This is a genomic window from Mesorhizobium sp. M0019, assembly GCF_040323975.1.
Lineage (GTDB): Bacteria > Pseudomonadota > Alphaproteobacteria > Rhizobiales > Rhizobiaceae > Mesorhizobium.
Genome location: NZ_JAMYVK010000072.1, coordinates 1 through 25,743, shown reverse-complemented (window position 1 = coordinate 25,743; position 25,743 = coordinate 1). Strand labels below are relative to the sequence as shown.

Below are 25,743 nucleotides of genomic sequence, written 5' to 3'. Positions count from 1 at the left end.
TCTGCAATCTCTTCTCTCCAATAGAATGCAGAAATTACTTCGCAGCCGCAGGGTATGGACTCACATGAAAGTCCGCCGCTCTAGCCCAGCGGCGAACAATTTACGGCGGCTTGGCATCTCGGGAGCGCCTGTTTCGAAATCGTCTGCATAGTTCTTCATGGTGCTGCACCTCCACTGGGTTTGATCAACCTCCGAAACACATCAGCGTTTGCGGCTGTGTCTTCGTGAGTGAGCGCAGAATACGATGGCCGTTCCTTTCAAAAAATGGCATTCGGGTTGATGCGACATTAACCAGAGGTTCATAATGGACAAGGATCAGCTTGATGGGCTTGTGGCGTTTGCGCTTGTCGCCGAGAAGCGGAACTTCACGGCGGCGGCAGAAGCACTCAGGGTTTCGCCGCCTGCGATAAGCAAGATGATCAGACACCTCGAAACTCGCCTGGGCGTCACCCTGCTTACAAGAACGACACGAGCTACGAGCTTGACCGAAGCCGGGGAGAAATTCCTGCAACAGGCGGGACCGGCGCTGGATGCGATCCTTTCCGCTATGAAGGACGCGGGAAGCGCAGCGGACAAGCCTGCCGGTCGTCTGCGCTTGAATGTCCCGCAGACCGTCTATCCGAACTTCCTTAGGCCGCTGATCGCGACCTTTATCGAAAAGTACCCGGATGTGACGGTTGAGATCTTCTTCGAGAACGCGGCCACCAACATATTCGAGCGCGGGTTTGATGCAGGAATACGGGTGTCAGACATCCTTGCCAAAGATGTCGTGGCGCTCAAACTCTTCGGTCCCGTCCGATGGGTTGTGGCTGCTGCACCGGCCTACCTTGACAAGCATGGGCACCCTGAACATCCAAAAGACCTGTTGGCCCATCCTTGCATCTGCGCGGGAGCTGGCAATCGTGTGTACGATCGGTGGGAGTTCGAGAGCGACGGCAAGGAATTTGAGGTTCAGGTAAAGGGGCCGCTGATCCTCAATGATGTTCTGCTGGCGATCGATGCGGCCGTCGACGGCTTAGGGGTCGTTTACAGCCCTGAAGAAGCGATCAGCGACAAGTTGACGAGCGGCAAGCTCGAAGTCGTTCTGGACCACTTCACCGGGACAAGCTCGGGTGTGTACCTCTACTACCCGCAGCGGTCTCAAGTTCACCCCAAACTGCGGGCCTTCATCGAACATCTCAAAGGCCTGGAGAAGAGGTAGCGCGAGCTTCCTATTGGACGCAGCTTTCGTGTCCCACAGAACCGCTGTCAACGCGAAGAATATTGACGGCCTTCGTCACCTTGGTGCTGCGGATCGCAATCCAACAACGTCCGCTGTTGGCGCATTTGTTGCCATCTCCGTCACAGCGGCAGTCTTCGAAACGGCACAACGGCGTCGTGGTCAAGGTGCGAGGCAAACAGCGCTTACGATGCGCGTCGAGGAAGACGAACAGGTTTGCGGTGCGGTTGCGTTTGTACTCGCAGTCGTAGCGCTCCAGCCTTCCCGGCGCGGCCGGGATTGGCTGACGCACCTCGCCGATGAGTTGGGTCGGGCTTTCGTCGAAGCACACCACCGGCCGCTTCGGGTCCGGTGCCTCGGCATAGAGGTCGAGCACATCCTCCATGCGCGCGACATACTCCGCGTCAACCTTTGGAATGCACCACATGTCCTTGCGCCACGGCTTGAGATCGTTCTCGGCCAGGCGCCGGCGCACCGTCTCGCGCGCCAGCTGTTCGTGCTCGGTCAGCTTGACGAACGCATCGGCCAGCAGATCCAGTGTCCAACGGGCCCGACCCGGCGGCGGACTGGAGCAGGCGGTGGCCACCAGCAGGGCTTCTTCCTTGCCCGTCAGCTTGCGTTGCGCGCCTGCGCGTGGCTCTTCGCTGAGCGCCGCCTCTAGGCCCATCTCCACGAAGCGGCGCTTGGTGCGGTAGACAGTGGAGCCGCCGACCGCCACCGTTGTGGCAATGGTCTCGTCACTGCGGCCGGCATCGGCAGCAAGCAGGATCTGCGCCCGCTTGAGCTTGCGCGCCGGATGCTTGCCGCCTGCCAGCATGGCTGTGAGTTCGTCGCGTTCGGGTTGGTCGAGATCGACGCGATAGCGTACATTCATCCCGGAAGGCCTCCTTCGGTTGCGGAGGTTCCGGAAGAATCAGAAAATGAATCAATTAGGTGACGGACGGCCGCCAGACCGACCCCGCTTCACCGAAAAGCAGGGCCAGTACCTCGCCTTCATCTGGACCTACGGCCTGCTCAACGATCGCGCGCCGGCCGAACGCGACATGCAGCGCTTCTTCGGCGTCACCGCACCTTCCGTCCATCAGATGGTGCTCGCCCTTGAGCGCGCTGGATTGATCCGCAGGCAACCCAGCCTCGCGCACAGCATTGAACTGCTCGTCAAACCCGATATCTTACCCAGGCTACAACCCATCGAACCCGTCATTGCTGTGATATCAGGAGCACCCACTGCCAATGACCGAACAGGAAATGATTATCAACGCGTTGGGTGTCGCTCCCAGTGTTGACGTCGCGCTGGAGGCACGCCGGCGTATCGACTTTCTCGGCACGTATCTGCGTGCATCGGGGCTCAGCACCTATGTACTGGGGATCAGCGGCGGGGTGGATTCACTTGCCGCGGCCCTTCTGGCTCAACGGGCCGTTGAGGAACTGCGAACGGCTGGATACGACGCCAAATTCCTGGCCGTTCGGCTCCCGTATGGCAACCAGGCCGACGAGAGCGACGCCCAGCGGGCTTTGGACACCATAGGGGCGGACGAAGTGCATCGGGTCGACATCAAGCCGGCTGCCGACGCAATGCTAGATTCGATCAAGCGGGCTGGTGTCGAGTTCGGCGACGCAGGCCGCGAGGATTTCTTGCTTGGCAACATCAAGGCGCGTCAGCGCATGATTGCCCAGTTCGCGCTCGCCGGCGCCAGCCGAGGACTGGTCATCGGCACCGACCATGCGGCCGAGGCACTGATGGGCTTCTTCACCAAGTTCGGCGACGGCGCCGCCGATATCCTTCCTCTTTCGGGGCTAAACAAACGCAGGGTGCGAGCCTTGGCCGCGCATCTGGGCGCTCCGCCCGAACTCGTCGACAAGATCCCGACCGCCGACCTGGAGAACCTTGTCCCGCTTCGTCCTGACGAAGATGCCCATGGCGTCACGTATGAACAGATCGACGATTTCCTCGAAGGCAAGGAAATCGACGAGGCCGCGCGGACGCGGATTCTTCATGTGCATTCCAGCACGGCACATAAGCGCGCGCTTCCGGTGACAGCGATTGCGCTAACACTCTCGCCATGACGGCATTGGCAATAGTTCCATGATACCGTTTCGTGGTCAGCACCTCGTGGAGATTGCTTCCGCCATGTTGGCAACCGCATCGACGAGCACTTTGACGGCATGAACAGCCGGACCCTCGATAATATTCCGCACTCGGGTTTGCTACCTTCGAGCGCCTGAGCAGGTTGGCCGATCCGACGTAGGCGGCGACGCCATCTGCAAGCACGATCCTCACGTGAAAGGGTTCTTGCGTGAGGTCGCCGCTGCCATAGTCGATGATGCGCGTCGTCGCCTTTTCCAGGCGAAGTCTAGCCTCGGCGCACCCCGAGAGTTGGGAGGCATCCCTTATGACGAGGACGCGCTCGATCGCTTCCGTCGTCTCGAATAGTTCTGCGGCCAACGCGACATGCAGCGCTTCTTCAGCGTCACCGCGCCTTCCGTCCATCAGATGGTGCTCACCCTCGAGCGGGTCGGATTGATCCGCAGGCAACCGGGCCTCGGCGCAGCATTTGAACTGCTCGTCAAACCCGATATCCTACCCAGGCTACAACCCATCGAACCCGTCGAATCCTCTGTGCAGGGGTACTAGACGATGTTAGCCTTTCCGGCTGCGCTCGACGAACTTGTTGAAGCGGCTAGTCTTTCCGCCGCTGGTCTCATCCTGGTAGAGGAACGCCAGTTCGTTCTCATCGAAGATCCTGAAGAACTCGTCCCATTCGACGGGCTCGAACGTCTCTTCAGGCTCGCCGAAGTCGATGCGCAGTATGCCGCCCTCGCCCTTGGTGCGCACCACCGCCGGCCGCCCGTCGCGATCCTCGGCCCAACGGCGGATTTCGTCGTGATCGGTGGTCGTCTTCGATTCAGACATCGCAATCTCCCTTCGATTCCACCGCAGACCGCGAGACCCCCGCGTTGCCGGTCTGCCTCCACACAACCAGCAGATGCATCGCTGCCCGGCATGTGCGCGCGGTTGGTCGAACATGGCTCCTAACACCAAGCAGCCTTCGATGTTCCCACGCCTGGTTGAACCTACCCCGGCGAGCCTCCTGAACTTTGTTGAAGCAAGGGAACAAACCTTTCGCCCGGAAGTTTGGGGCGGCAAAGCCATTCGTATGAGGAGTTGTCGTGAAACGTATACTGGTCACGGGAGGCTGCGGTTTTATCGGCCGCCACGTCGCCCAGGAACTCGTTGAACATGGCTATGGGGTTTCAATTCTCGATGCGCTGCTGGACCAGGTGCATGGCGGCGAGGCAATCAGCCTGCCGCCAGGCGCGAAGCTGATCAAAGGCGACGTTCGCGATCGCGACGCCGTCACAGAGGCGGTCGAAGATGTCGACGCGATCATTCACCTGGCGGCTGAAGTGGGCGTCGGCCAGTCCATGTACGAGATCGCCCGCTATGTCGGCGCCAACGACCTCGGCACCGCCACGTTGCTGGAAGTGCTGATCAAACGGCCGATCGAACGGATCGTCGTTGCGTCGTCGATGAGCGTCTATGGCGAGGGTCTCTATGCCACGCCGGACGGCCGGCGCATCGACAATGCAAGACGGCAGCCGGACGACATCCGTAGCGGCCAATGGAATCCCCTGTCGCCGGAAGGTGAAGTCCTGTTGCCGCTGCCGACCGACGAGCAGAAACCGGTCGACCTCGCCTCGATCTACGCATTGACGAAATACGCCCAGGAACGAGCCGTGCTGATCTTCGGCGAAGCCTATGGCGTCGACGCGGTGGCGCTGCGCCTGTTCAATGTCTTCGGCGCCGGACAGGCACTCTCCAACCCGTATACCGGCGTGTTGGCGAACTTCGCCTCGCGCATCGCCAATGGCCAGCGGCCGCTGATTTTCGAAGACGGCGAACAGCAGCGCGACTTCGTTCATGTACGCGATGTCGCCCTCGCCTTCCGGCTGGCGCTGGAACAGCCTCAGGCGCGCGGCCACGTCATCAACATCGGCAGCGGGCGGGCCTACGCGGTCAGCGAGGTCGCCCGGCTGCTCGCCGAAGCGATGGGCGTGCCTGGACGCCAGCCGGAAATCCTCGGCAAGGCACGCTCCGGCGATATCCGCAACTGCTTTGCCGACATCTCCAAGGCGCGCGAACTGCTCGGCTTCCAGCCGCAGCACCGGCTGGAGCATTCGCTCGGCGATTTCGTCGCCTGGGTGCGTAACACGGTCGCCATCGATCGCAGCGCCGAGATGAAGCGGGAACTCGAAGCGCGAGGGCTGGTATCATGAGACCGGATTCACGCAATTTTCGCGAAGCGCCCGTCGCCATTATCGGCGGCAGCGGCTTCATCGGCTCGAACCTCGCCGACAGCCTGTTGTCGGACGGCGAGCCGGTGCTGGTCATCGACAATCTGAGCCGTCCCGGCGTCGAGCAGAACCTGGAATGGCTGACGCAAAAGCACGGCAACCGCCTCGCCGTCGAAATCGCCGATGTCCGTGACGCCGAGGCGCTCGCGCCGTTGGTGGCAGGCTCGAGGGCGGTTTTCCACTTTGCCGCGCAGACCGCCGTCACCACGAGCCTGGTTCGGCCGGACGAGGATTTCGACATCAACCTGCGCGGGACGTTCAACGTCCTGGAAGCCGCTCGCCGCAGCGGCAAGCGCATCCCCGTCGTTTTCGCCAGCACCAACAAGGTCTATGGCCGCCTCGCCGACCTTGCTATGCGCGAAGAAGACGGCAGATACGCGCCTCGCGACGCGGGCGTCCGAGCGCACGGCGTCGACGAGACGCGCGGCCTCGATTTCTGCACGCCCTATGGCTGCTCCAAGGGCGCGGCGGACCAGTATGTCCTCGACTACGCCAAGTCATACGACCTGCCGACGGCGGTGCTGCGCATGAGCTGCATCTATGGACCGCGCCAGTTCGGGACGGAGGATCAGGGTTGGGTCGCCCATTTCCTGCTTAACGCGTTCTCCGACCGGCCGATCACCATCTACGGTGATGGCAAGCAGGTGCGCGACATCCTCCATGTTGCCGACGCGGTCGCGGCTTATCGCGCCGTGCTCGACCGCATCGAGGCGATCAAGGGCCAAGCATTCAATCTCGGCGGCGGACCGGAAAACGCCGTCAGCCTGCGCATGCTGCTGAAGGAGATTCGCGACATAACGAAACGGGACGTTCCGATTCGTTACGACCGCGAACGCACCGGCGACCAACCGTTCTTCGTCGCCGACACGCGCGCGATCGAGGCGGCGCTGGGGTGGAAAGCGCACGTCCCGTGGCAAAACGGCATCCGCGACCTCGCCGACTGGCTGCAGCGTCATCGCCTCGACCCGCATCCCGAACCGGCGAGGTACGTGGCATGAGGGTCGCTCTGGTCAATCCGTCCTGGACGTACCAGGACAGCATCTATTTCGGCTGCCGCCAGCCGCATCTGCCGCTCGAACTCGGCTATTCGAAAGCGCTGCTCGAAGCAGCCGGCCACGAGGTGCTGATGCTGGACGGGCAGATCCAGAAGCTCGACAACGCCGCGCTCGCCGATCGCGTCGCCGCATTCGAGCCTGACATGACCGTCGTCAGCACCGCGCCGACCTACCTGTTCTGGCGCTGCGCACCGCCCGAGTTGCGCGTGCCGGCCGATTTCCTCAACCATCTTGCCAGGCGCGGCGGTCGCACCGTCGCCGTCGGGCCGCATGGCTCGGCGACGCCGACGCCGACTTTGCGCAAGCTTGGCGTCGACATCGTCGTGCGCGGCGAATGCGAGGAAGTGGTCGCGGAACTTGCCCGGCGCGACGACTGGAGCGCGGTGCCGTCCACCGCCCACTTCGAGGATGGAGAACTGGTCTCGAACGGCGGCGTCCATGCGAGCTCGTTCATCGATCACCCAGCGCTCGAATGGCCATCGGACTGGATTGCCGCCCATTCGCACCACCATCATCGCTTCGATGATGGTCAGGTCGGTTTCGGAGCGGAGGTCGAAGCGTCACGCGGCTGCCCGTACAATTGCAGCTTCTGCGCCAAGATCGATTTCCGCGATGCCTATCGCCGCCGGAACCACGAAGCAGTGATCGCCGAGATCGACCGGCTGATCGCACAGGGCGTCGGCTACATCTACTTCATCGACGAGATCTTCCTGCCGCAAAAGGCTTTGCTGGAGGCGCTGGTCGATCGCGATGTGAAGTTCGGCGTGCAGACCCGTATCGACCTCTGGAAACCGGAACTGCTGAGAATGCTCGGCGCCGCCGGCTGCGTCTCCATAGAGGCGGGGCTCGAAAGCCTGACTGTGGAAGGCCGCGCCATGCTGGCAAAACGCTGCCGTTTGGGCACCGAGGAGCTGGCCGCGTTGCTGGTCGACGCAAGGCGCCACGTGCCGTTCGTGCAGGCCAATCTGATCGGCGTGGTCGAGGACGATCCCGCGCTCGTCGATTATTGGCGGAAGCACCTGATCGACAACGGCGTTTGGGCCAACGAACCGGTGCCGCTCTATCCTTATCCGAGTTCGCCGAGCTACCGCGAACTTTGGGGCGAGCCGGACGATCTCGCCTGGGAGCGCGCGCATGAACATTACCTCGCATCCTTCCGAACGTTCAGCGACATCCAGGAGAAGCGGCCGCGTCCGCTGGCTGAATTGGAGGCCACATGTTGCGGACGCTGAGCCCGCCGCGTCGCATACTGATGACCGTCGATGCCGTCGGTGGCGTCTGGCGCTATGCGCTCGATCTGGCCAGGCAACTGGTCGCCGGCGGCGACAGCGTCGTGCTTGCCGGGGTTGGTCCGGAACCGTCCAGGCAGCAGGCCGAGGAGGCCCAGTCATTCGCGGCGCTGACATGGCTCAACACGCCGCCCGACTGGATGACCCGCAACGAGCACGACCTCGACACATTGCAGCAGGAGCTGCACCCGCTCATACGTGACTACGCCGTCGAAATCGTCCATCTCAACGCGCCGACGCAGGCCGCGGGGCTCGATGTGCCTTGCCCGGTGATAGCGGTCTCGCATTCCTGCGTGGTGACATGGTTCCACGCCGTCAAGGGACAGGCGGCGGACGGCGAATGGGCCTGGCAGAAGGACCGCAACCGGCGCGGTTTCGACAAAGCAGGCATGGTCGTTGCACCCAGCCGCAGCCATGCCGACATGCTCGAAACCTGCTACGGGCCGATCGCCCGCCTGAGCGTCGTCGGCAACGGGGCGCGGCCCGGCGCGAAGAGCGAAAGACGGGAATCGGTCGTTTTCGCCGCCGCGCGCTGGTGGGACGAAGGAAAGAATGCGGCGGTGCTGGACCAGGCCGCCTCCCTGACGCAATGGCCGGTCTTCGTCGCCGGCTCCTTGCAAGGCCCGGACGGCCAGCATGTTGGCTTCAGTCACGCCGTTCCCGTCGGACCGGTGCCACATGAGGAAGTGCGGTTGCTGATGGCTCGGGCCGGTATCTTCGTATCGCCGTCGCTCTACGAACCGTTCGGCCTGGCCACGCTGGAAGCCGCAATGTCGGCAACGCCCTTGGTGCTTGCCGATATCGCGACCTACCGGGAACTGTGGGACGGCGCGGCCCTGTTCTACGACGTGCGCGATCCGAGTGATCTCGCCAGCTGCATCAATGGCCTTTGCATTGACGCGCAGCGCCGGCGAGAGCTCGGTGAGGCGGCGGCGCGCCGAAGCCGCAGATTTTCACTGGCAAGGCAGGCGACCGCCATGCGCGGCGTCTACGACAAGGCGGCCCTGGCCACCATGGCGGATAACTGATTATGCGATTTTTATTCTACACCCATTCGATCGTTTCCGACTGGAACCACGGCAACGCACATTTCCTGCGCGGCATCATGCGCGAGCTGGTCGCGCGCGGGCACCAGGCGATCGCGCTGGAACCCGCCGACGGTTGGAGCCGGTCGAACCTGGTAGCCGAGAAAGGGTCCTTCGCGATCGAGCGATTCCGGAAGGATTTCCCCGAGTTGATGCCGGTGACCTACGATGCCGCTTTCGACCACGAAGCCTGGATATCCGATGCCGATGTGGTGATCGTGCATGAGTGGACCGAGCCGGACCTTGTTGCGCGGCTGGGCAAGGCGAAAGCAACTGGCGGCCGTTTCACGCTGCTGTTCCACGACACGCACCATCGCGCCATCTCGGCCACGCAAGCGATTTCTGCCTTGCAGCTTGAACATTACGACGGCGTGCTCGCCTTCGGCGAGGCGCTGCGGGAAAGCTATCTTCGCGCCGGATGGGGCAAGCGGGTCTTTACCTGGCACGAGGCAGCCGATGACCATCTGTTCGAGCCCCATCCTGAAATCGAGCGCTGCGCCGACCTGATCTGGATCGGCAATTGGGGCGACGACGAGCGCAGCGCCGAAATCAGGGAATTCCTGGTCGAGCCGGTGCGTGAGCTCGGATTGAGCGGCACTGTCCACGGCGTTCGCTATCCACGGCAAGCGCTCGCCGACCTTGCGGCCGCCGGCCTGCACTACGAAGGTTGGATCGCCAACGCCGACGTGCCGAAGGCGTTTGCAGCAAACCGCATCACAGTGCACATCCCCAGGCGTCCATACCGCGAAAGCCTGCCAGGCATCCCGACCATCCGTATGTTCGAGGCGCTCGCCTGCGGCATCCCGCTGGTTTCGGCGCCGTGGTCCGATGTCGAACGCCTGTTCAGGCCCGGCGTAGATTTTCTGTTTGCAAACAACGGTTCCGAGATGCGGCGTCATCTTCGCGCCGTGCTGCACGACGCGGATCTCGCCGCTTCTCTGGCGACATCGGGCCTCGAGACCATCCGCTTGCGGCACACATGCCGGCACCGGGCGGATCAATTGTTCGGCGTGCTCGCCGAATGCGGGCGCCGCCAAGCCGCCGACACGATCCTTGCAACGGAGGCCGCCGAATGAAGATTGCATTTTACGGGTCAAGCCTGCTGTCGTCCTACTGGAACGGCGCGGCCACCTATTACCGCGGGCTTCTCAAGGCTCTGGCCAGGCTCGGCTATGACATCACCTTCTATGAGCCCGATGTCTACGATCGCCAGAAGAACCGCGACATCGAGGCGCCGGACTGGTGTGCCGTCGTCGTCTATGAGGCGACCCCACAGGCGCTGATGCAGGTGGCGGCGCGGGCGGCGGAGGCAGATATCGTCGTCAAGGCGAGCGGCGTCGGTTTCGCCGACGACGCGCTGTTGCGGGCGGTGCTCGATCACGCCCGTGCCGATGCGCTCACCGTATTCTGGGATGTCGATGCGCCGGCGACGCTTGGCCAGTTGCGCGACGAGCCCGACCATCCGCTGCATCGCGCGCTGCAGGAAATCGACCTCGTGCTGACCTATGGCGGCGGCGACCCGGTGGTCTGGGCCTATCGGGCAATGGGGGCGGCCGAATGCGCGCCGATCTACAACGCGCTCGATCCGGAAACGCATCATCCGGTCGGCAAGGACATGCGCTTTGCCTGCGATCTCGCCTTTCTCGGCAACCGGCTGCCGGACCGCGAGGCGCGCGTCGAGGCCTTCTTCCTCGACCCGGCCGGCCTCTCCGCCGATCAGCGCTTCCTGCTCGGCGGATCGGGCTGGGGCGACAAGCAGATGCCCGCCAATGTCCGATGGCTCGGCCATGTCGGCACGCGCGACCACAATGCATTGAACGTCACGGCCAAGGCGGTGCTGAACATCAGCCGCGACAGCATGGCGGCCAATGGCTTTTCACCTGCGACGCGCGTTTTTGAGGCGGCGGGCGCCGGCGCATGCCTCATCACCGACGCCTGGCTCGGCGTCGACCTGTTCCTGAAACCCGGCGAGGAAATCCTGGTCGCGCGCGATGGCGAGGACGTCGCCGAGATCATGCAAAGCCTTAGTGCCGAACGGGCCAAGGCGATCGGGACATCGGCGCTTCGGCGCGTGCTTGGCGAACATACCTATACGACACGTGCCGTTTTAGCCGACGCCATCTTCAGGCGCCATTTCGAGCGTCCGACCGTGGAGGCGGCCGAATGACAAAGCCGCTCGACATCGTCTTTCTTGGCCTGTCGCTCTCCTCATCCTGGGGAAACGGCCACGCCACCACCTTTCGGGGGCTGCTTAAAGGTCTCCACGAACTCGGCCACCGCGTCACTTTTCTCGAACGCGACGTGCCGTGGTACGCAAGTCACCGGGATCTGCGCGATCCCGATTTCTGCGCCTTGCGCTACTATGAGACGACCGATGATCTTCGCCGCAATTTTGCGCGCTGCCTGCGCGATGCCGATATCGTGGTCGTCGGCTCCTTCGTTCCCGAAGGCCCTGAAATCATCGACGTCGTGGCATCGCTGTGCACGGGTCAGTTCTGCTTCTACGACATCGACACGCCGATCACGCTGGCAAAGCTTTCGACCGATGATTGCGAGTACATTGCCAGGCGGCAGGTCCCGTATTTCGACGTCTATTTCTCCTTCACCGGCGGGCCGACGCTTGCCCGTCTGACGGCGGAATTCGGCGCGAGGCGGGCCGAGCCGCTCTACTGCTCCGTCGACCCGGAACGGCATCACGGAACCGGTGATCCAATCCGCTGGGATCTCGGCTATCTCGGCACCTACAGCCCCGACCGCCAGGCGACGCTGGAGGCCCTGCTGTTCGAACCGGCGCGTCGCATGCCGGAGCGCCGCTTCGTCGTGGCAGGCTCGCAGTATCCGCGCGAAATCGCCTGGCTGGACAATGTGGATCGCATCGAACACCTGCCGCCGGCAGATCACGCCGCCTTTTACAGCCGCCAACGCTACACGTTGAACGTCACGCGCAGTTCCATGATCGCGGCCGGATGGTCGCCCAGCGTGCGCCTCTTCGAGGCAGCCGCCTGCGGCACGGCGATCATCAGCGATAGCTGGGCCGGACTGGACAGCCTGTTTCCAGAGTGGACGATCCACACGGCGCGCAGGACCGAGGACGTAATCGGTATCCTGTCCGGGGAATCCGACGGCGCCCGGCTTGCCATGGCCAAGCAGGCGCGCGTGCTCATCCTCGCAGCTCACACAAGCATCGCAAGAGCCCGCGAATTCGTTTCGCTGCTGGCGCAGGCCAAATCGCCACGTTCTGTTCTCGATCTCGACGTCGAGAGCGCAGCATGACCCGCAGACGGGAGAAGATAGAGATGCAGCTATCAAGAAAGGCGCAACGGACCAAGACCGTGCTTGTCGCCGGCGGCGCAGGTTTCCTCGGTTCGCATCTTTGCGAGACAATGCTCCAGGCCGGCTGGCGCGTGATCTGCGTCGACAATTTCCTTACCGGCCGCATGGAGAACATAGCATCGATCGCCGATCGTCCGGATTTTCGGCTGATCAAGCAAGACATTTGCCGACCGTTGGAGCTTGGCGAACCGGTTGACCGCATCTTCAACATGGCGTGCGCGGCCTCGCCGCCGCGTTACCAGGCCGACCCGGTCCATACGACGCGGACTTGCGTCATCGGAACGCTCAATCTGCTGGAGCTCGCCGCCCGCAATGGCGCCCGGTTCCTGCAGGCGTCCACCAGCGAAATTTATGGCGATCCCGAACAGCATCCGCAGAAGGAAGACTATGTCGGCCACGTGAACTGCATCGGCCCCCGGGCCTGCTATGACGAAGGCAAGCGCACCGCCGAAACCTTGTGCTTCGATTATTTGAGAATGGGAAAGGCCGATATCCGTGTCGCGCGCATCTTCAACACCTATGGTCCCAGGATGGATCCTGCGGATGGACGGATCGTTTCCAATCTGATCATGCAGGCACTCGAGAGACGGCCGCTGACGATATTCGGCGACGGGCTGCAGACCAGGTCGTTCTGCTACGTTTCCGATCTGGTCGACGGCTTAATCCGGTTGATGGAGGTCGATCCCAATCCGCGCCAGCCTGTCAATCTGGGCAATCCGGGGGAGTTCACCATCCTGCAACTGGCGAGCCTGGTGAGAGGCATGACCGCAACCAAATCGGACTTGAAATTCCTGCCGCTGCCGCAAGACGATCCTCGCCGTCGGCAACCCGACATTTCCCGCGCAAGGAAGCTTCTCGGCTGGTCGCCAAAAGTGCCGCTCAGGCAGGGTTTGGTGCGCACAATCGGCTATTTTGCCGAGCTTGAGACGGCGCAGATGATCGACAGAAGACGTCGAATTGCCGCCACCGTGCGTGCTGCATCAGGCCGGCTGCAAAACCTGCCGGCCTGAAGGCGGGGAGCGTCTGGCCGCTGCTTGGTCACGACGGAAAGCGCCGTCGTCTCGGATTTGGTCACTTTTTCTCGTCGCGGGAACAACCCGTCCAGCTTCTGGTTCTGTCAAGGTACCGGCATGGAGACGATTGTGCATCCGAAGCGATCCGCCAAAGACATCGAACAAATGGCCGCAAAGGAGACGGCTGCCTTCCTGCGGCGCGCCTCCATCACCTATCTGGAATGTTGTGTGAGCCTGATGATGACGCATCTTCAGCGCGAGGAGGTAGCGGCCATCCTCGAAAAGGAAGCGGATATGCTGCGCCGGCTGGACTGATCCCGCTCGAGCGGCGGCAGGTCGCCTTGGCTTTCCAGGAAACGAAGCAGCGCGGCAGCGTAACGTCTGGCCGCGGCCGCCAGCCGGATCTGTTCCCGATCATCGCCCGATCGCTCAGCCATGCTCCACAAGCCAAGCTGGAAGGCGAGATAGCAGGGCTCGTAGTAGTGGACCAGATTGGCATCGACGGGACGAGACGTAGTCGCCTCGACAGCTTTGCACAGTGCCGCAGTCGCCGCGTCGGCGAGGCTGTACTCGACACGGGCGCCAGCAATGTCCCAGGCGATGTCCTGGCAGCCGACCAGATCGTGCGACCGACAATGGTCGAGGGCGTCCGTCTTGATCAGCGTTCCGCCGCGCGAAAGGATGAACTCCCACGGATGAAGCCGCCCGTCGATTTCGACCCGCTGCATGGTCTTTGGTGGAGCCTGTTTCGAGAACCAGTTCCGCAGCTCCGCCGCGCGGCTTTCGCCCAAAGCCTCGCTTGTATTCTGCACGGCCATGTCGGCAAGCGCCTCCAGCGAGGCGCCCGGTTCGGAGGCGGGCAGATTGGCTGCGCGCCAGGCCAGATAGCGCGCGAGATGAGCGACCATTTTTTCTTTCGAATGCCTTGCCCGCTCCAGCGTTGTACCGTCGATCCAGCGTTCAACGAGAAAGCCATGGCACAGCCCGGCGATGTCCGGGCCAAAGCCTGCGTCATTCAGCCTCCTGGCAGTCTCGGCCTTGTGCATTCCGATTTCACCGAGGCCGACGAATTTGACCGACCATTTTTCCCGGCCCGCAGAAGCAAGAAACTTTCGCCGCTCGAAGCCGCGGTGAACAGGTGGCCAATGTTCCTCCGTCCTGTCTCGAAAGCGACGCCACTCTCCGCCAGATATTTCGGTCAAGTTGACCGCTGTGCTGCCGATCGTCCTGGCCACCCAATCCCGCAACGTCGGGACAGCGGATCCAGCGGGGAAAGTCCGTTCGAAATCCGCGGTGTGTTTTTGGCAAACCGTCCATGCCTCACGACTGTCCGCCGATGCCTCGGGACCCGGCCCACCCGAATGGCTGGGGAACAGATGGATGCGCCCGGCATCGATATCCAGCGCTTGCAGCCATGCGACGACTGCGTGAAACGAGCTGCCGGACAGGCCCGGGCCCTCATCGACGACAGCGAAATGGGCCGATGGCCTTGTCCTCCAGCCGCCGATCAGTTCCGGATCGGCGGCAAGCCGCCTGCGAAACGGATGACCGGTCGGACGGACGCTGACGGGTGCCGGCGCGCCGATGGCTGCCGCCACCATCGCTGCCAACCCCAGGCCGATGCTGCGGATGCCGATTACGCATGTGTTCGCATGGAGAACCGACTGCCGCGCGGCGACGAAATAGCTCTCCGGATAAAGCGCGTAATGAGCGTAGCCCTCGGCCGCGCCGGTCAGAATGTCGCCATCGCATTCGAGTTCGGCCAACATTCGCGGCACGTCGGCATCGACCGGGCCGTCGACGGCGAATCCGGCCCTCCACGATCTGCCCACGTCCCGGGCCAAGCCGACCAGGAGATTTGCGCCCGCGATCCGCTGTCGGGAATTCCTGTCCATGCCGTTGGCCTCGAATTCAGCATCGGCAAGGCCCTGGACCAATTCCGAGATCTTGATGAACAGGCCGACCAGGGCTGCGTGCCGTCCGATCCCGCTTGGCATATCCGCAATGTGCCCGGCCGCTTCGCAGGCCGTGCCGCGAACATATCGCGCGCTCTCAATTCGCTTGTGGTCGCCATAGACGATCATTGTCCCGTCCCGGTTGGCCTCACCCCCAGCTGCACAACTCGGCGAGCGCTACTTTGATCCACCATCGGTTGCACGATTTTTGCAGCCGGCAAGGAACAATCAGCGAGGCAGGTGGTTTGGCACGAAGAACTTACCTTCAACAGCATAGGCAGCGGTTTCGTGGGATCGAAGAAAGTTCGGATCGGAATAGTAGGCGTCGGCAACTGCGCCTCCTCCCTTATTCAGGGCATCACCTATTACCATGACGCAAGGAGCAATGAGCCCATCCCCGGGCTGATGCATGCCGATCTTGGCGGCTACCATGTCAAGGACATCGAGGTGGTCTGCGCTTTCGATGTCGCCAAGGGCAAAGTCGGACGCGATGTGGCAGACGCGATCTACAGCGCGCCGAACAATACTTTCCGCTTTGCCAATGTGGCGCCTACCGGCGCTCGCGTCGAACGCGGGCCAACGCTGGACGGCATCGGCAAATATCTGCGCGACGAGATCGAGGAGGCCGACGAGCCGGTCGCCGACGTCGGCAAGATCCTCGCCGAAAGCGGCGCCGAAATCCTGGTGTCCTATCTGCCTGTCGGTTCGGAGGAGGCAACGCGCTTTTATGCCGAGTGCGCGCTCGAGGCGGGCTGTGCCTTCGTCAACTGCATACCCGTCTTCATCGCCTCGCGGCCGGAGTGGCGCCGGCGCTTCGAGCAGCACGGCCTGCCGCTGATCGGCGACGACATCAAGAGCCAGGTCGGTGCGACGATCGTACATCGTCTGCTTGCCAACCTGTTCCGCGAGCGCGGCGTGCGCATCGATCGCACCTACCAGCTCAATTTCGGCGGCAACACCGACTTCCTCAACATGCTGGAACGCGAGCGGCTGGAATCGAAGAAGATCTCAAAGACGCAATCCGTCACCAGCCAGATCGACGTTCCCCTGGAGCCCGGCAACATTCACGTCGGGCCGAGCGACCATGTGCCGTGGCTGACCGATCGCAAGTGGGCCTATATCCGGGTCGAAGGCACGACCTTCGGCGGTGTGCCGCTGAATGCCGAGCTCAAGCTGGAAGTGTGGGATTCGCCCAATTCGGCCGGCGTCGTCATCGATGCGGTGCGTTGCGCCAAGCTGGCGCTCGACCGCGGTATCGCGGGCGCGCTGACCGGTCCCTGCAGCTATTTCATGAAATCGCCGCCCGAGCAGTTCACCGACGCGGAAGCCCGCCAGCGCACGCTCTCTTTCATCGCGGGCAAGGACGAGCCGATGCTCGATGCCGCGGAATGACGACGACGTTCTTTCTGGTGCGCCACGCCGCGCACGACAATGTCGGCTGTTATCTTGCCGGACGGATGGCCGGCGTTTGCCTCGGCGAAGCCGGCAAGGCACAGGCCTCGCATCTGGCAGACCGCATGGCACGCGAGGCGATAGCGGCAATCTTCTGCAGCCCGCGCGAACGCACGCAGGAGACTGCCAATCCGATCGCGCTCGCCTGCAATGCCGGTGATATCGTGATCCGCGAGGAACTCGATGAGATCGACTTCGGCACCTGGTCGGGAAAGACCTTCGAAGAGCTGAACCAGGATGCCGACTGGCGGGTGTGGAACGACCAGCGTCAGCAGGCGAGAACACCGAGCGGCGAGACCATGCTGGACGTGCAGCAACGCGTCGTCTCATTGATCGAGCAGGTCCGCGGCACCTACCAGAACCAGGGCGTCGCACTGGTCAGCCATGCCGACGTCATCAAGGCCGCCGTGTGCAAGGTGCTCGGCCTGTCGCTGGGAAACTGCTTTCGCTTCGATATCGACCCAGCGTCGATCACCACGGTTGTTTGGGGGGACTGGGGGTCGAACCTGATCAGACTCAACGAAGCTGCCTGACGAGGAATTGCCGGATGCGCATGGTCATTTTCGGTCTTACCGTGACATCGTCGTGGGGCAATGGGCACGCCACGCTGTGGCGCGGATTGATCCGGGCGATGGCCGGGCTGGGCTGGTCTATCACCTTCTTCGAACGCAACACTCCCTATTATGCCGGGACGCGCGACCTCGACCAGTTGGATGGCGGCAACCTCGTCCTTTATCAGGATTGGGAGGACATCCAGCGCGTTGCCGAGCAGGCGATGAATGAGGCCGATGTGGTCATCGTCACCTCCTATTGCCCCGATGCCGTGAGCGCGTCGCGCCTTGCCCACCAGGCGTGTCGCGGGCTGAAGGTGTTCTACGATCTGGATACGCCGGTGACGCTGGCGCGGATCGAACAAGGTGAGCCTCCGGCCTATTTCGGGCCGGAAGGGCTTCGCGATTTCGATCTCGTGCTGAGCTACACGGGAGGCACCGCGATCGACGCATTGAGGTCGATGCTGGGTGCGCGCCGCGTCATGCCGCTCTACGGCCATGTCGATCCAGAGCGACACCGGCCCGCCCCGCCCAGGCCGGAGTTTGCCGGCGACCTTTCCTATCTCGGGACCTATGCGGCAGACCGCCAGGCCGGGGTCGAGAGGCTGCTGGTCAGTCCGGCTGCGCGCCTGCCGGAGCGCCGCTTCATCATTGGCGGCGCACAATATCCGCAGGAATTCCCGTGGAGCGACAATATTTTCTTCGTCCGGCATCTGCCGCCGGCCGACCACCCCGCCTTCTTTTCATCATCACGGCTGACCCTGAACGTGACCCGCGAGGCGATGGCCGAAAGGGGCTGGTGTCCTTCCGGCCGGCTGTTCGAAGCCGCCGCTTGCGGTGCCGCGATGGTGAGCGACACATGGCCGGGACTGGAGGCCTTTTTCCGGCCCGGCGAAGAGATCGTCGTAGCGAACAGCACCGACGACGTGGTCGCCGCGCTCGACCTGTCCGACGCCGAGCTTGACGCGATCCGCCGCCGAGCGCGCGAGCGGGTGCTGGACGAACACACCTCGGCGCGGCGCGCGAAGGAATTCGACCGCATCCTGTCCGATGCACTGCACGGCTCCACGCATGGCGAGCCGTTGAAGGAGGCAGTTTGATGTTGGGCATCGTGCCCGCAGCCGGACGGGGAAGCCGCATCCAGCCGCTCGGCTTTTCGAAGGAGCTTCTGCCGGTCGGCAGCCGCATCGACGGCAACACCGAGCGGCCTTGCGCGGTCAGCGAATACCTGGTGCGCCGCATGGTGCGCGCGGGGGCCGACAAGATCTGCTTCGTCATCGGCTCGGGTAAGTCGGATATCCTCGAATATTATTCTGCCGGCTATGCCGACGCGACTGCGCTGTTTGTGGTGCAGCCCTCTCCGGTCGGCCTTTGCGACGCCATCTTCCGTGCCGCACCGGTCGTCACAGCCGATGAGACCGTTCTGGTCGGGTTGCCCGATACGATCTGGTTTCCCGAAGACGGCTTCCTGGCCCTCCCGGACGACGGCCTGTCCTTCCTGCTGTTTCCGGTGGACCAGCCGGAGTTCTTCGATGCCGTCGTTGTCGACCAGGACGACCGGGTGAAGCAAATCCAGGTCAAGCAGCAGAATGCCCAATCGAACTGGATCTGGGGTGCGTTCAAGATGCCCGGCCGCACCCTTCACCAGCTCGCCGCGCTGTGGCGGGAACGGGACCGGTGCGACGAATATATCGGCACGCTGGTCAATGCCTATCTCGCCGCCGGAGGCGATGCCTATGGCATCAAGGCTGGCACCGCCTATGTCGACGTCGGCACCTTCAACGGCTACCGCACCGCACTTCGCCTGCTTGAAAGCGCCGGCGGTACCAAGGACGACCAAGTCGCCATTACGCTGCCCGGCCACCAGCACGTCCCTGTCCTCGCAGGCGAAGGAGGCTAGCCATGCTGCATTCCGATGCCGAAATCCGCCGCCGTATCGATGCGCTCGGCCCATGGTTCCACAACATGGAATTGGCCGGCGTCGAAACGGCTCCCGATCATTTCCTCGGCAATTACCCCCTGATCAAATGGCGCAAATTCGCCGACGCCATCCCCGCCGATCTTTCCGGCAAGGCGGTGCTCGACATAGGCTGCAATGCGGGTTTCTATTCGATCGAGATGAAACGCCGCGGCGCCGGCCGCGTGCTTGGCATCGATTTCGATGAGGCTTACCTGGCGCAGGCGCGCTTTGCCGCTGAGGTAGCAGACTGCGACATCGAATTCCGGCAGCTCTCGGTCTACGACGTTGGCGCCCTGCATGAGCGGTTCGACATCGTGCTGTTCATGGGCGTGCTCTACCATTTGCGCCATCCCTTGCTCGCACTCGATCTGATCCGGGAGCACGTCGCCCGGGACCTGATGATCTTCCAGTCGATGCAGCGCGGCAGCACCAACGTGCCGGCGCTCGAGCAGAATTATCATTTCTGGACCCACGACCTGTTCGACCGGCCGGAGTTCCCAAAGCTGCATTTCATCGAGCATCGCTATGCCGACGACCCGACCAACTGGTGGATTCCCAATCGCGCCTGCACCGAAGCCATGCTGCGCAGCGCCGGCTTCGAGATCGTGCTGCAACCGGAGCAGGAGGTCTATTTCTGCCGCACCGGCGACGTGCCGGCCGGCGGCGCCGCCGTCTACCCGTCGAAAGGACCGATAAATGATTGAAGCCGCGATGATCTGGAACGAGCCCAACAACAAATCCCACTGGGATCCCGAGCTCGACCCCGACTGGAGCCGCTTCGCCAACATGGCAATCCTGGCCGCCGACGCGATCGCGTCGGAGAATCCGGCCTTGACCAAGGTTCTTGGCGGCATCTCGCCGATCGATGCCGGTTTCATGACACGGATGAAGGAGTTCGACGTGCTCGATCATGTCGATGCTGTCGCCGTGCACGGTTTCCCGCTCGACTGGAACCTCTGGCAGATCCACGAATGGCCGCAGAAGATCGGGGAGATTTCGGCTGTCACCGATCTTCCGGTATGGGTCAGCGAGGTCGGCGTGTCGACCTTCGGCGCCGAGGAGGTGCAGGTCTGGGGCCTGCGCCGGACCGCGGAACTGCTGATCGGCAACGCACCGCGCATCCAATGGTATAGCCTCTACGACCTGCCGCGAGAATGGGAAGCGACGACGCGCCATCGCGAGGCGGAAGGCTCTTCCTACTACCGCCATTTCTACATGGGCCTGCTGCGCCAGGACGGCACGCCAAAGCCCGCGCTCGAGGAATTCCTGCGCCACGCGCCGGCAATGGGACTGGTGCAGTGGTTCCATTTCGAAGATCACCGGCTGGGTGACGCCGTCGCCTGGATGAAACGGCTCGGCGTCACCAATCTGCGCACCGGGCTTTCCTGGGCCGACAGCTTCAGGCCGAACGCACTTGACTGGTTCGACAGGCAGATGGAGGCGTTGGCCGACTTCGACGTGACGGTCACCTTCTGCTTCACGCCGGAACACCGCGGAATGATGCCGCACCACAGCAGTCCGCCGCTGGTGCCGGAGGAATTCGCCGACTTCTGCGCGGCAATGACGCGCCGATATGCCGGCAGCATCGCTGCCCCTTCGGTCGGCAGGCTGCGCGCCTCCGCAGCGTGAGGAGCTTCGGCTCTCCAGCCATGACGCTCACCGTCCTCAACGTCGCCTATCCCCTCGCCCCGGTCGGGCCGGATGCGGTCGGTGGTGCCGAGCAGGTGCTCTCGATGCTCGACCAGGCGCTCGTACAGGCCGGACACCGCTCGATCGTGATCGGCTGCCAGGGCTCGAGCGCTGCGGGTGTCCTCATCGAGACGCCGGCCGAACCGGGCGTGCTCGATGAAGCGGCGAGGCACCGGGCACAGCGTGCTCATCGCGCCGCAATTGCTACCGCGCGCGCCCGTTGGCCAATCGACGTGGTTCATTTGCACGGCATCGATTTCGACGCCTATCTGCCGGGCGACGGGCCGACATTGGTGACCTTGCATTTGCCGCTCGACTGGTATCCGGCCGACGCTCTGCGTCCGGCGCGAAACGATCTGTGGCTGCATGCCGTATCGGCGGCTCAGCAAAGAACCGCACCACCGGGAGCCAGGCTGATCGGGCCGATTCCCAACGGAGTGGACGTCGACGCGCTGAGCGAACCGCAGGCCAAACACGACTTTGCGCTCGTGCTCAGCCGCGTCTGCCCGGAAAAGGGCATCCATCTGGCGCTGGACGCAGCCAAGAAGGCCAGAGTGCCGCTGGTCATCGGTGGCAAGGTCTACCCCTATGAAACGCACACAGCGTATTTTCGCGACGAGGTCGAACCCCGGCTGGACGACCGGCGCCGCTTCCTTGGTCCGCTCGGCTTTGTCGCCAAGCGGCGCCTGCTGAACACAGCCCGCTGCCTAGTCATCCCGAGCCTTGCCGCGGAAACCAGTTCGCTCGTCGCCATGGAGGCGCTCGCCTGCGGCACCCCCGTGGTGGCCTTCCCGAATGGCGCACTGCCGGATGTGGTCGAGCACGGCAAGACCGGGTATCTGGTCGGGGATGTCGACGAGATGGCCGAAGCCATCGCTGCCGCACCCAGCCTGGACCCCGAGACCTGCCGGGCCGAGGCGCGGCGGCGCTTTTCACTCGACCGCATGGTTTCCTCCTACATGGACGCCTATCGGGCGCTGGCACGGCTCGGCACAGACAGCGGGCAGCTCGCGACGGCAAAGTGAGCGCGACATGCTCCGCAGTGAGACCATCGACGATCCGGCGGACCTCGAAGCCCTCGAGCCGCACTGGTGGGAACTCTGGTCGCGCAGTCCCTCGGCGACGCCGTTCCAGTCTCCCGCATGGTTGCTGCCATGGTGGCGGACATTTGCTCCCGGCGAGCTAGCGACGGTCGCCATCTGGCGTGGCGACGATCTGGTCGGCCTGGCGCCACTCTATCTGGAACGCCACGACGCCGGCGCGCGATTGCTTCCGCTCGGCATTTCGTTGAGCGACTATCTGGATGTCCTTTGTCTTCCCGAGATCGCCGAACCGGTCGGCGCAGTCATCGGTGGCGCCGTTCTTTCCGTCGGCTGGTCACAGTGGATCTTGCAGGATCTGCCTCCCGGCGGCGCCGGCCTTGCCATCAGGCATGCCGCGCTCGAATCGTGCCAAGCCGTCGGTCACGCCGCTTGCCCGGTGCTCGCCCTCGCCGGCGACCAGACGCTTGAAGGCTGTGTTCCGGCGCGGCGGAGGCGCCAATTGCGCCGCGCCCACAGGGCCGCGTCGAGACGCGGCAGTGTCTCCATCGAACCCGTGTCCGATCCGCAGACATTCCTCGACCACCTGATCCGCCTTCACCGCGCGCGCTGGGCCGGACACGGCGACGGCGTGCTGTCCGATTCCCGCGTGGAAGAATTCCACCGTCAGGCGCTGCCGCAAATGGCTGCCCAAGCGCTTGCCCGATGCTGGCTTATCACGATCGGTAACGCGATCGTGGGCGCCTATTACGGGTTCCATCATCGTGGCCGCGCTTGCGCTTATCTCGGTGGCTTCGATCCGGCCTATGCCGAGGAAAGTCCCGGCGCGCTGCTCATCGGCCAAGCGATAAGGCAGGCGATCTGCGAAGGCGCGGAAGAGTTCGATTTTCTGCGCGGGCAAGAGGCCTACAAGTACAGCTGGGGCGCCGTAGACCGGTGGACGATGCGCAAGATCTGGACGCGGAGCAAAGGGCGATGAGCGCGACGCAGCCAGGATCTCGGCGGTCGACATCAGCAAGGCGGGTGCTGGAGGACTGCATGGCAGACGGTGCCGGCGTCGAAGCCGTCATCGCCAGGCTGGCTCTCCGTTTCGAGACAGGAATCGAAGCCGCAGAACTGGCGAAGATTGCACAAAACACACATTCGGCCGATGCGCGAAAGACGGCAAAACTACGACGGATTGCCGACCTGCTTCAGCGCAGGCCCGAGATCTTCGCCACGCTGCGCAAAATAGGTGCTGCCGTTCGGCACGAGCGTGGCGAGGGCGAGACCGACGATGCGGTCGTCAAGCGGCTGGCGGCCGGGTTTGACGCGGCGGCGGCGATCTCCCCGGCGGCGAGCATCCAGCTGTCATCGCTGGGCAATGAGGAAAAGCTCTCTGCCGCTACGGCTGAGATCGTTGCATGGCTGGAGAGGCGAGGCTTTACCGGCACTGACCGCGACATACTGGATATCGGCTGTGGTATCGGTCGGTTCGAACAGGCGCTCTCCGCTCTGTCGCACCGGATCGTCGGCAGCGATATATCCCCAGCGATGATCTCGATCGCCCGCCGGCGATGCGCCGGGCTCGGCAATGTAGAATTCCGCCCTACGCGCGGTTTCGATCTTGCCGATTTTTGCGATGCCAGCTTCGACCGCGTGCTGGCCGTCGACAGCTTTCCCTATCTGGTGCTGGCCGGCCTTGCGGAGCGACATTTCGTGGAAATCGCGCGCGTGCTGAAGAGGCCGGGCATGGCCGCGCTTTTGAATTATTCATATCGCGGATCGCCGGCGCTGGATCGCGCCGATGTCCATAACTTCGCCAACGCAAATGGCATGCAAGTCCTCGTCGACGGCGAAAAGCCGTTCCGGCACTGGGACGGCGATGCCTTCCTGCTTACGATTTCCGGCGGAACATTGCGGCCCAACGATGGTTCGGATGCCGAACGGGAAAAGCCGCTATTCGACAGTATGAAGGAGGACAAGATGGCGTCCGGCAGCAAGAAGCACATCGGTCGCGGCAGTCACGGCAAAGGCGCTGGCGCTGGCGCGATGACCGATCTTCCCAAGGACAAGATCGGAGAGAACGCCGTTCTGTCCAACAGAGACAAGAAGCAGCACACCAAGGAGCGTGGGCTCGACGGCAATCGGGTCAAGTCCGAGCAGTACCAGGATCATTCAGCGGATCGGCGGCCTGAAGACTGATCGTTGCGGCAGCATGTGGCTTGCAGCCGGTGAGCAATTGAAAGGCGGCGAGAGCCCAACCGCTGACGAAGCTGTGCAAGGACCGATGCCGGTCGCATGGACGCCCTGCAAATTCTTGCAAACTCGCACTGTTGCCACCAGAGTGAGGTGAAGGAACCAACATTTGCCAAGAGAACGCGATGTCTCGCTCAAGGGAAGATTCCGGCAGCAGGCGTGCCGATCTGACGATAGATCGGGAAATCGCTTCCTTGCTTGCGGCCATCGAGCAGGAAAGGGTTCCTGACCGGCTGACCAAACTTGCGATCGAATTGCAGCATGCGCTTATCGAAAGGCGCTTGCGCGAAGCCAGTAACTAACGTGACGTGTATTAGCGGCGCCTTTCGGCTTCGAAGTCCAGTTGTCCTTCGGACAGATAGCTGCGCCTTTCCATCAGGGTTTGCGAGGAACTTTCGCCAAGGTATTCCAGCACGCCGGCGCGTGCCCTGTTGAGCCGGCTCTTCACGGTTCCCACCGCGCAACCGCATATTTCGGCCGTTTCCTCATAGCTGATGCCCAGAACGCCTATCAACATCAGAACCTCGCGCTGGTGCTCAGGAAGACTCTGGATGGCCTGGTGGACCTCCTTGCCCTGTACGGACCATTCCTGCGTCGCTTCCGAGATCGGCCGCAGCGAAGCGCAGTCGAGCAGGCCGGGCGCTTCCCTCACCGCGGCCCTGACACGCGTGTAGTAGGTGTTGCGCATGATCGTGAAGAGCCATGACTTCATGCGCGTTCCAGCTTCGAACTTGTCAATGTTGGCCAAGCCCTTGGTCAGCGTCTCCTGGACCAGGTCGTCGGCATCATCGGGAGTGCGGCAGAAGGTGCGGGCGAAAGCCCTCAAAGCGGGTATGAGGTCGACGATGGAAACTTCTTCGGTTTCGCGAGTCGCCAAGGCGTAGGCTGTAGGTGGCAATGGTCCAGCTCCCGTCCAGAATGAGTTCGTGAGCGCAGACCAGTTAAATGCATTGGGCGAAAGATCGTTCCGGCTGGCGAAAATCACCCGGATCGGGAACCGGAGCGGCTTGGCTGGGCAACCCAGCCGGCGGTGATATTTTTGACGGAACAACCACCGGTATCGCGGAGTTGGAATCCAGGCCGTCCGAAAATCCGGGGCGCCGCCATTGGCGTGTCGAAACGCGATTTTCGCAGCGAGCCTGGGCCGCCACCTTAAGGACAGTCCGCCACCTCAAAACAGGAGGAACCCATGACAGGAAACAAGCACGCCAAAGGCAAAACGCCGGCCGATAGCGACCTTGCCAACGATCCCGGCATCGGCAGTTCCAAGGGCACGACCAAGGAGGGCGACCGGCTCGATCAGGGCGACAACACGTTCGAAGGCGATGTCGAGAACGACACCACGCCTCAAGGCGGTATCAATCCCCGGCAAAAGATGCGGACCAACAAATGACGCCAGCATCGGCCGGCGCACGATCGAACAAACATGAAGTAATCGCGGAAGCGGTGGCCACCTGAGATGTGGCGGCGATGTTCGAACATCTGGCCGGCTGGCTGTCCTCCGATAG

Annotated in this window: 27 protein-coding genes and 2 pseudogenes; 24 read left to right on the top strand and 5 right to left on the bottom strand. The window is 63.0% G+C overall.

The window, feature by feature from the left end:
- Positions 1-304 precede the first annotated feature (304 nt).
- Entirely contained in the window at positions 305-1,201 is an 897-nt protein-coding gene (locus tag NKK47_RS32175; RefSeq protein ID WP_023676118.1) for a LysR substrate-binding domain-containing protein, read from the top strand.
- Between the two features lie 205 nt (positions 1,202-1,406).
- Here NKK47_RS32175 and NKK47_RS32170 read toward each other — a convergent pair.
- Positions 1,407-2,093 (bottom strand): annotated as a pseudogene (locus NKK47_RS32170) (IS630 family transposase); the annotation flags it as partial.
- A 46-nt stretch (positions 2,094-2,139) separates the two neighbouring features.
- Here NKK47_RS32170 and NKK47_RS32165 point away from each other — a divergent pair.
- The 3 genes from NKK47_RS32165 (at position 2,140) to NKK47_RS32155 (ending at position 3,854) form a co-directional block, all read left to right on the top strand.
- Positions 2,140-2,505: a LexA family protein gene (locus NKK47_RS32165; RefSeq protein WP_352579606.1), complete on the top strand. Its 366-nt coding sequence runs from the start codon at positions 2,140-2,142 to the stop codon at positions 2,503-2,505.
- Positions 2,453-3,286: an NAD(+) synthase gene (gene nadE, locus NKK47_RS32160; RefSeq protein WP_023676120.1), complete on the top strand. Its 834-nt coding sequence runs from the start codon at positions 2,453-2,455 to the stop codon at positions 3,284-3,286. Before NKK47_RS32165 ends, nadE begins: the two co-directional genes overlap by 53 nt.
- 385 nt (positions 3,287-3,671) lie before the next feature.
- Positions 3,672-3,854, top strand: a complete 183-nt coding sequence (locus NKK47_RS32155; RefSeq protein ID WP_352579605.1) for a hypothetical protein — start codon at positions 3,672-3,674, stop codon at positions 3,852-3,854.
- Positions 3,855-3,860: 6 nt separating this feature from the next.
- Here the strand turns inward: NKK47_RS32155 and NKK47_RS32150 are convergent, their stop codons facing one another.
- Entirely contained in the window at positions 3,861-4,133 is a 273-nt protein-coding gene (locus NKK47_RS32150) for a hypothetical protein (protein WP_023676123.1), read from the bottom strand.
- 257 nt (positions 4,134-4,390) lie between these two features.
- On the opposite strand from NKK47_RS32150, the gene NKK47_RS32145 reads away from it, so the two are divergent.
- The 9 genes from NKK47_RS32145 to NKK47_RS32105 are packed head-to-tail and all read left to right on the top strand — an operon-like array spanning position 4,391 to position 13,665.
- A complete protein-coding gene (locus NKK47_RS32145; RefSeq protein ID WP_352579604.1) occupies positions 4,391-5,497 on the top strand; it encodes an NAD-dependent epimerase/dehydratase family protein in 1,107 nt (368 codons plus the stop codon).
- Positions 5,494-6,573, top strand: coding sequence for an NAD-dependent epimerase/dehydratase family protein (locus tag NKK47_RS32140; protein WP_352569254.1), 1,080 nt, complete (start codon positions 5,494-5,496; stop codon positions 6,571-6,573). Before NKK47_RS32145 ends, NKK47_RS32140 begins: the two co-directional genes overlap by 4 nt.
- Positions 6,570-7,862, top strand: coding sequence for a TIGR04295 family B12-binding domain-containing radical SAM protein (locus NKK47_RS32135; RefSeq protein ID WP_352579603.1), 1,293 nt, complete (start codon positions 6,570-6,572; stop codon positions 7,860-7,862). Before NKK47_RS32140 ends, NKK47_RS32135 begins: the two co-directional genes overlap by 4 nt.
- Positions 7,847-8,947, top strand: a complete 1,101-nt coding sequence (locus NKK47_RS32130; protein ID WP_352569252.1) for a glycosyltransferase family 4 protein — start codon at positions 7,847-7,849, stop codon at positions 8,945-8,947. The genes NKK47_RS32135 and NKK47_RS32130 overlap by 16 nt, the downstream gene beginning before the upstream one ends.
- A 2-nt stretch (positions 8,948-8,949) precedes the next feature.
- Positions 8,950-10,080, top strand: a complete 1,131-nt coding sequence (locus tag NKK47_RS32125) for a CgeB family protein (protein WP_352579602.1) — start codon at positions 8,950-8,952, stop codon at positions 10,078-10,080.
- Positions 10,077-11,171, top strand: coding sequence for a CgeB family protein (locus NKK47_RS32120; RefSeq protein WP_352569250.1), 1,095 nt, complete (start codon positions 10,077-10,079; stop codon positions 11,169-11,171). The genes NKK47_RS32125 and NKK47_RS32120 overlap by 4 nt, the downstream gene beginning before the upstream one ends.
- A complete protein-coding gene (locus NKK47_RS32115; RefSeq protein WP_352579601.1) occupies positions 11,168-12,277 on the top strand; it encodes a CgeB family protein in 1,110 nt (369 codons plus the stop codon). Before NKK47_RS32120 ends, NKK47_RS32115 begins: the two co-directional genes overlap by 4 nt.
- A 23-nt stretch (positions 12,278-12,300) precedes the next feature.
- Positions 12,301-13,347: a UDP-glucuronic acid decarboxylase family protein gene (locus NKK47_RS32110; protein ID WP_352569247.1), complete on the top strand. Its 1,047-nt coding sequence runs from the start codon at positions 12,301-12,303 to the stop codon at positions 13,345-13,347.
- 24 nt (positions 13,348-13,371) lie between these two features.
- Positions 13,372-13,665 (top strand): hypothetical protein, encoded by a 294-nt coding sequence (locus NKK47_RS32105; protein ID WP_031211608.1) that lies wholly within the window; start codon positions 13,372-13,374, stop codon positions 13,663-13,665.
- Here the strand turns inward: NKK47_RS32105 and NKK47_RS32100 are convergent.
- Positions 13,602-15,434, bottom strand: a complete 1,833-nt coding sequence (locus NKK47_RS32100) for a hypothetical protein (RefSeq protein ID WP_352579600.1) — start codon at positions 15,432-15,434, stop codon at positions 13,602-13,604. The two genes, NKK47_RS32105 and NKK47_RS32100, sit on opposite strands and share 64 nt — an antisense overlap.
- A gap of 159 nt (positions 15,435-15,593) precedes the next feature.
- Between NKK47_RS32100 and NKK47_RS32095 the strand changes: the two genes are divergently transcribed.
- The 10 genes and pseudogenes from NKK47_RS32095 to NKK47_RS32050 all read left to right on the top strand — a co-directional run bounded on the left by NKK47_RS32095 (position 15,594) and on the right by NKK47_RS32050 (position 24,181).
- On the top strand, positions 15,594-16,697 hold the full coding sequence (locus NKK47_RS32095) for an inositol-3-phosphate synthase (RefSeq protein WP_352579599.1): 1,104 nt from the start codon (positions 15,594-15,596) through the stop codon (positions 16,695-16,697).
- Entirely contained in the window at positions 16,694-17,290 is a 597-nt protein-coding gene (locus NKK47_RS32090) for a histidine phosphatase family protein (RefSeq protein WP_352579598.1), read from the top strand. Before NKK47_RS32095 ends, NKK47_RS32090 begins: the two co-directional genes overlap by 4 nt.
- A gap of 14 nt (positions 17,291-17,304) precedes the next feature.
- Positions 17,305-18,408, top strand: a complete 1,104-nt coding sequence (locus tag NKK47_RS32085; RefSeq protein WP_352457422.1) for a CgeB family protein — start codon at positions 17,305-17,307, stop codon at positions 18,406-18,408.
- Complete coding sequence (locus NKK47_RS32080; RefSeq protein ID WP_352579597.1) at positions 18,408-19,208, top strand: nucleotidyltransferase family protein; 801 nt, start codon at positions 18,408-18,410, stop codon at positions 19,206-19,208. Before NKK47_RS32085 ends, NKK47_RS32080 begins: the two co-directional genes overlap by 1 nt.
- A 2-nt stretch (positions 19,209-19,210) precedes the next feature.
- A complete protein-coding gene (locus tag NKK47_RS32075) occupies positions 19,211-19,972 on the top strand; it encodes a TIGR04290 family methyltransferase (RefSeq protein ID WP_352569241.1) in 762 nt (253 codons plus the stop codon).
- The gene (locus NKK47_RS32070; protein WP_352569240.1) at positions 19,965-20,897 is read left to right on the top strand and encodes a glycoside hydrolase 5 family protein; all 933 of its coding nucleotides are present in this window, start codon (positions 19,965-19,967) and stop codon (positions 20,895-20,897) included. The genes NKK47_RS32075 and NKK47_RS32070 overlap by 8 nt, the downstream gene beginning before the upstream one ends.
- Before the next feature lie 20 nt (positions 20,898-20,917).
- Complete coding sequence (locus NKK47_RS32065) at positions 20,918-21,982, top strand: glycosyltransferase family 4 protein (RefSeq protein ID WP_352569239.1); 1,065 nt, start codon at positions 20,918-20,920, stop codon at positions 21,980-21,982.
- 7 nt (positions 21,983-21,989) lie between these two features.
- Positions 21,990-22,976, top strand: coding sequence for a GNAT family N-acetyltransferase (locus NKK47_RS32060; protein ID WP_352569238.1), 987 nt, complete (start codon positions 21,990-21,992; stop codon positions 22,974-22,976).
- Positions 22,973-23,737 (top strand): annotated as a pseudogene (locus NKK47_RS32055) (class I SAM-dependent methyltransferase); the annotation flags it as partial. The gene NKK47_RS32060 and the pseudogene NKK47_RS32055, both read left to right, overlap by 4 nt.
- A 225-nt stretch (positions 23,738-23,962) precedes the next feature.
- On the top strand, positions 23,963-24,181 hold the full coding sequence (locus tag NKK47_RS32050) for a hypothetical protein (RefSeq protein ID WP_023676213.1): 219 nt from the start codon (positions 23,963-23,965) through the stop codon (positions 24,179-24,181).
- A 188-nt stretch (positions 24,182-24,369) separates the two neighbouring features.
- Here NKK47_RS32050 and NKK47_RS32045 read toward each other — a convergent pair whose 3' ends face one another.
- A complete protein-coding gene (locus NKK47_RS32045; RefSeq protein WP_352569237.1) occupies positions 24,370-24,498 on the bottom strand; it encodes a hypothetical protein in 129 nt (42 codons plus the stop codon).
- Between the two features lie 50 nt (positions 24,499-24,548).
- A complete protein-coding gene (locus tag NKK47_RS32040; protein WP_023676143.1) occupies positions 24,549-25,112 on the bottom strand; it encodes a sigma-70 family RNA polymerase sigma factor in 564 nt (187 codons plus the stop codon).
- Between the two features lie 312 nt (positions 25,113-25,424).
- On the opposite strand from NKK47_RS32040, the gene NKK47_RS32035 reads away from it, so the two are divergent.
- Complete coding sequence (locus NKK47_RS32035; protein WP_352579596.1) at positions 25,425-25,628, top strand: hypothetical protein; 204 nt, start codon at positions 25,425-25,427, stop codon at positions 25,626-25,628.
- Positions 25,629-25,743 lie beyond the last annotated feature (115 nt).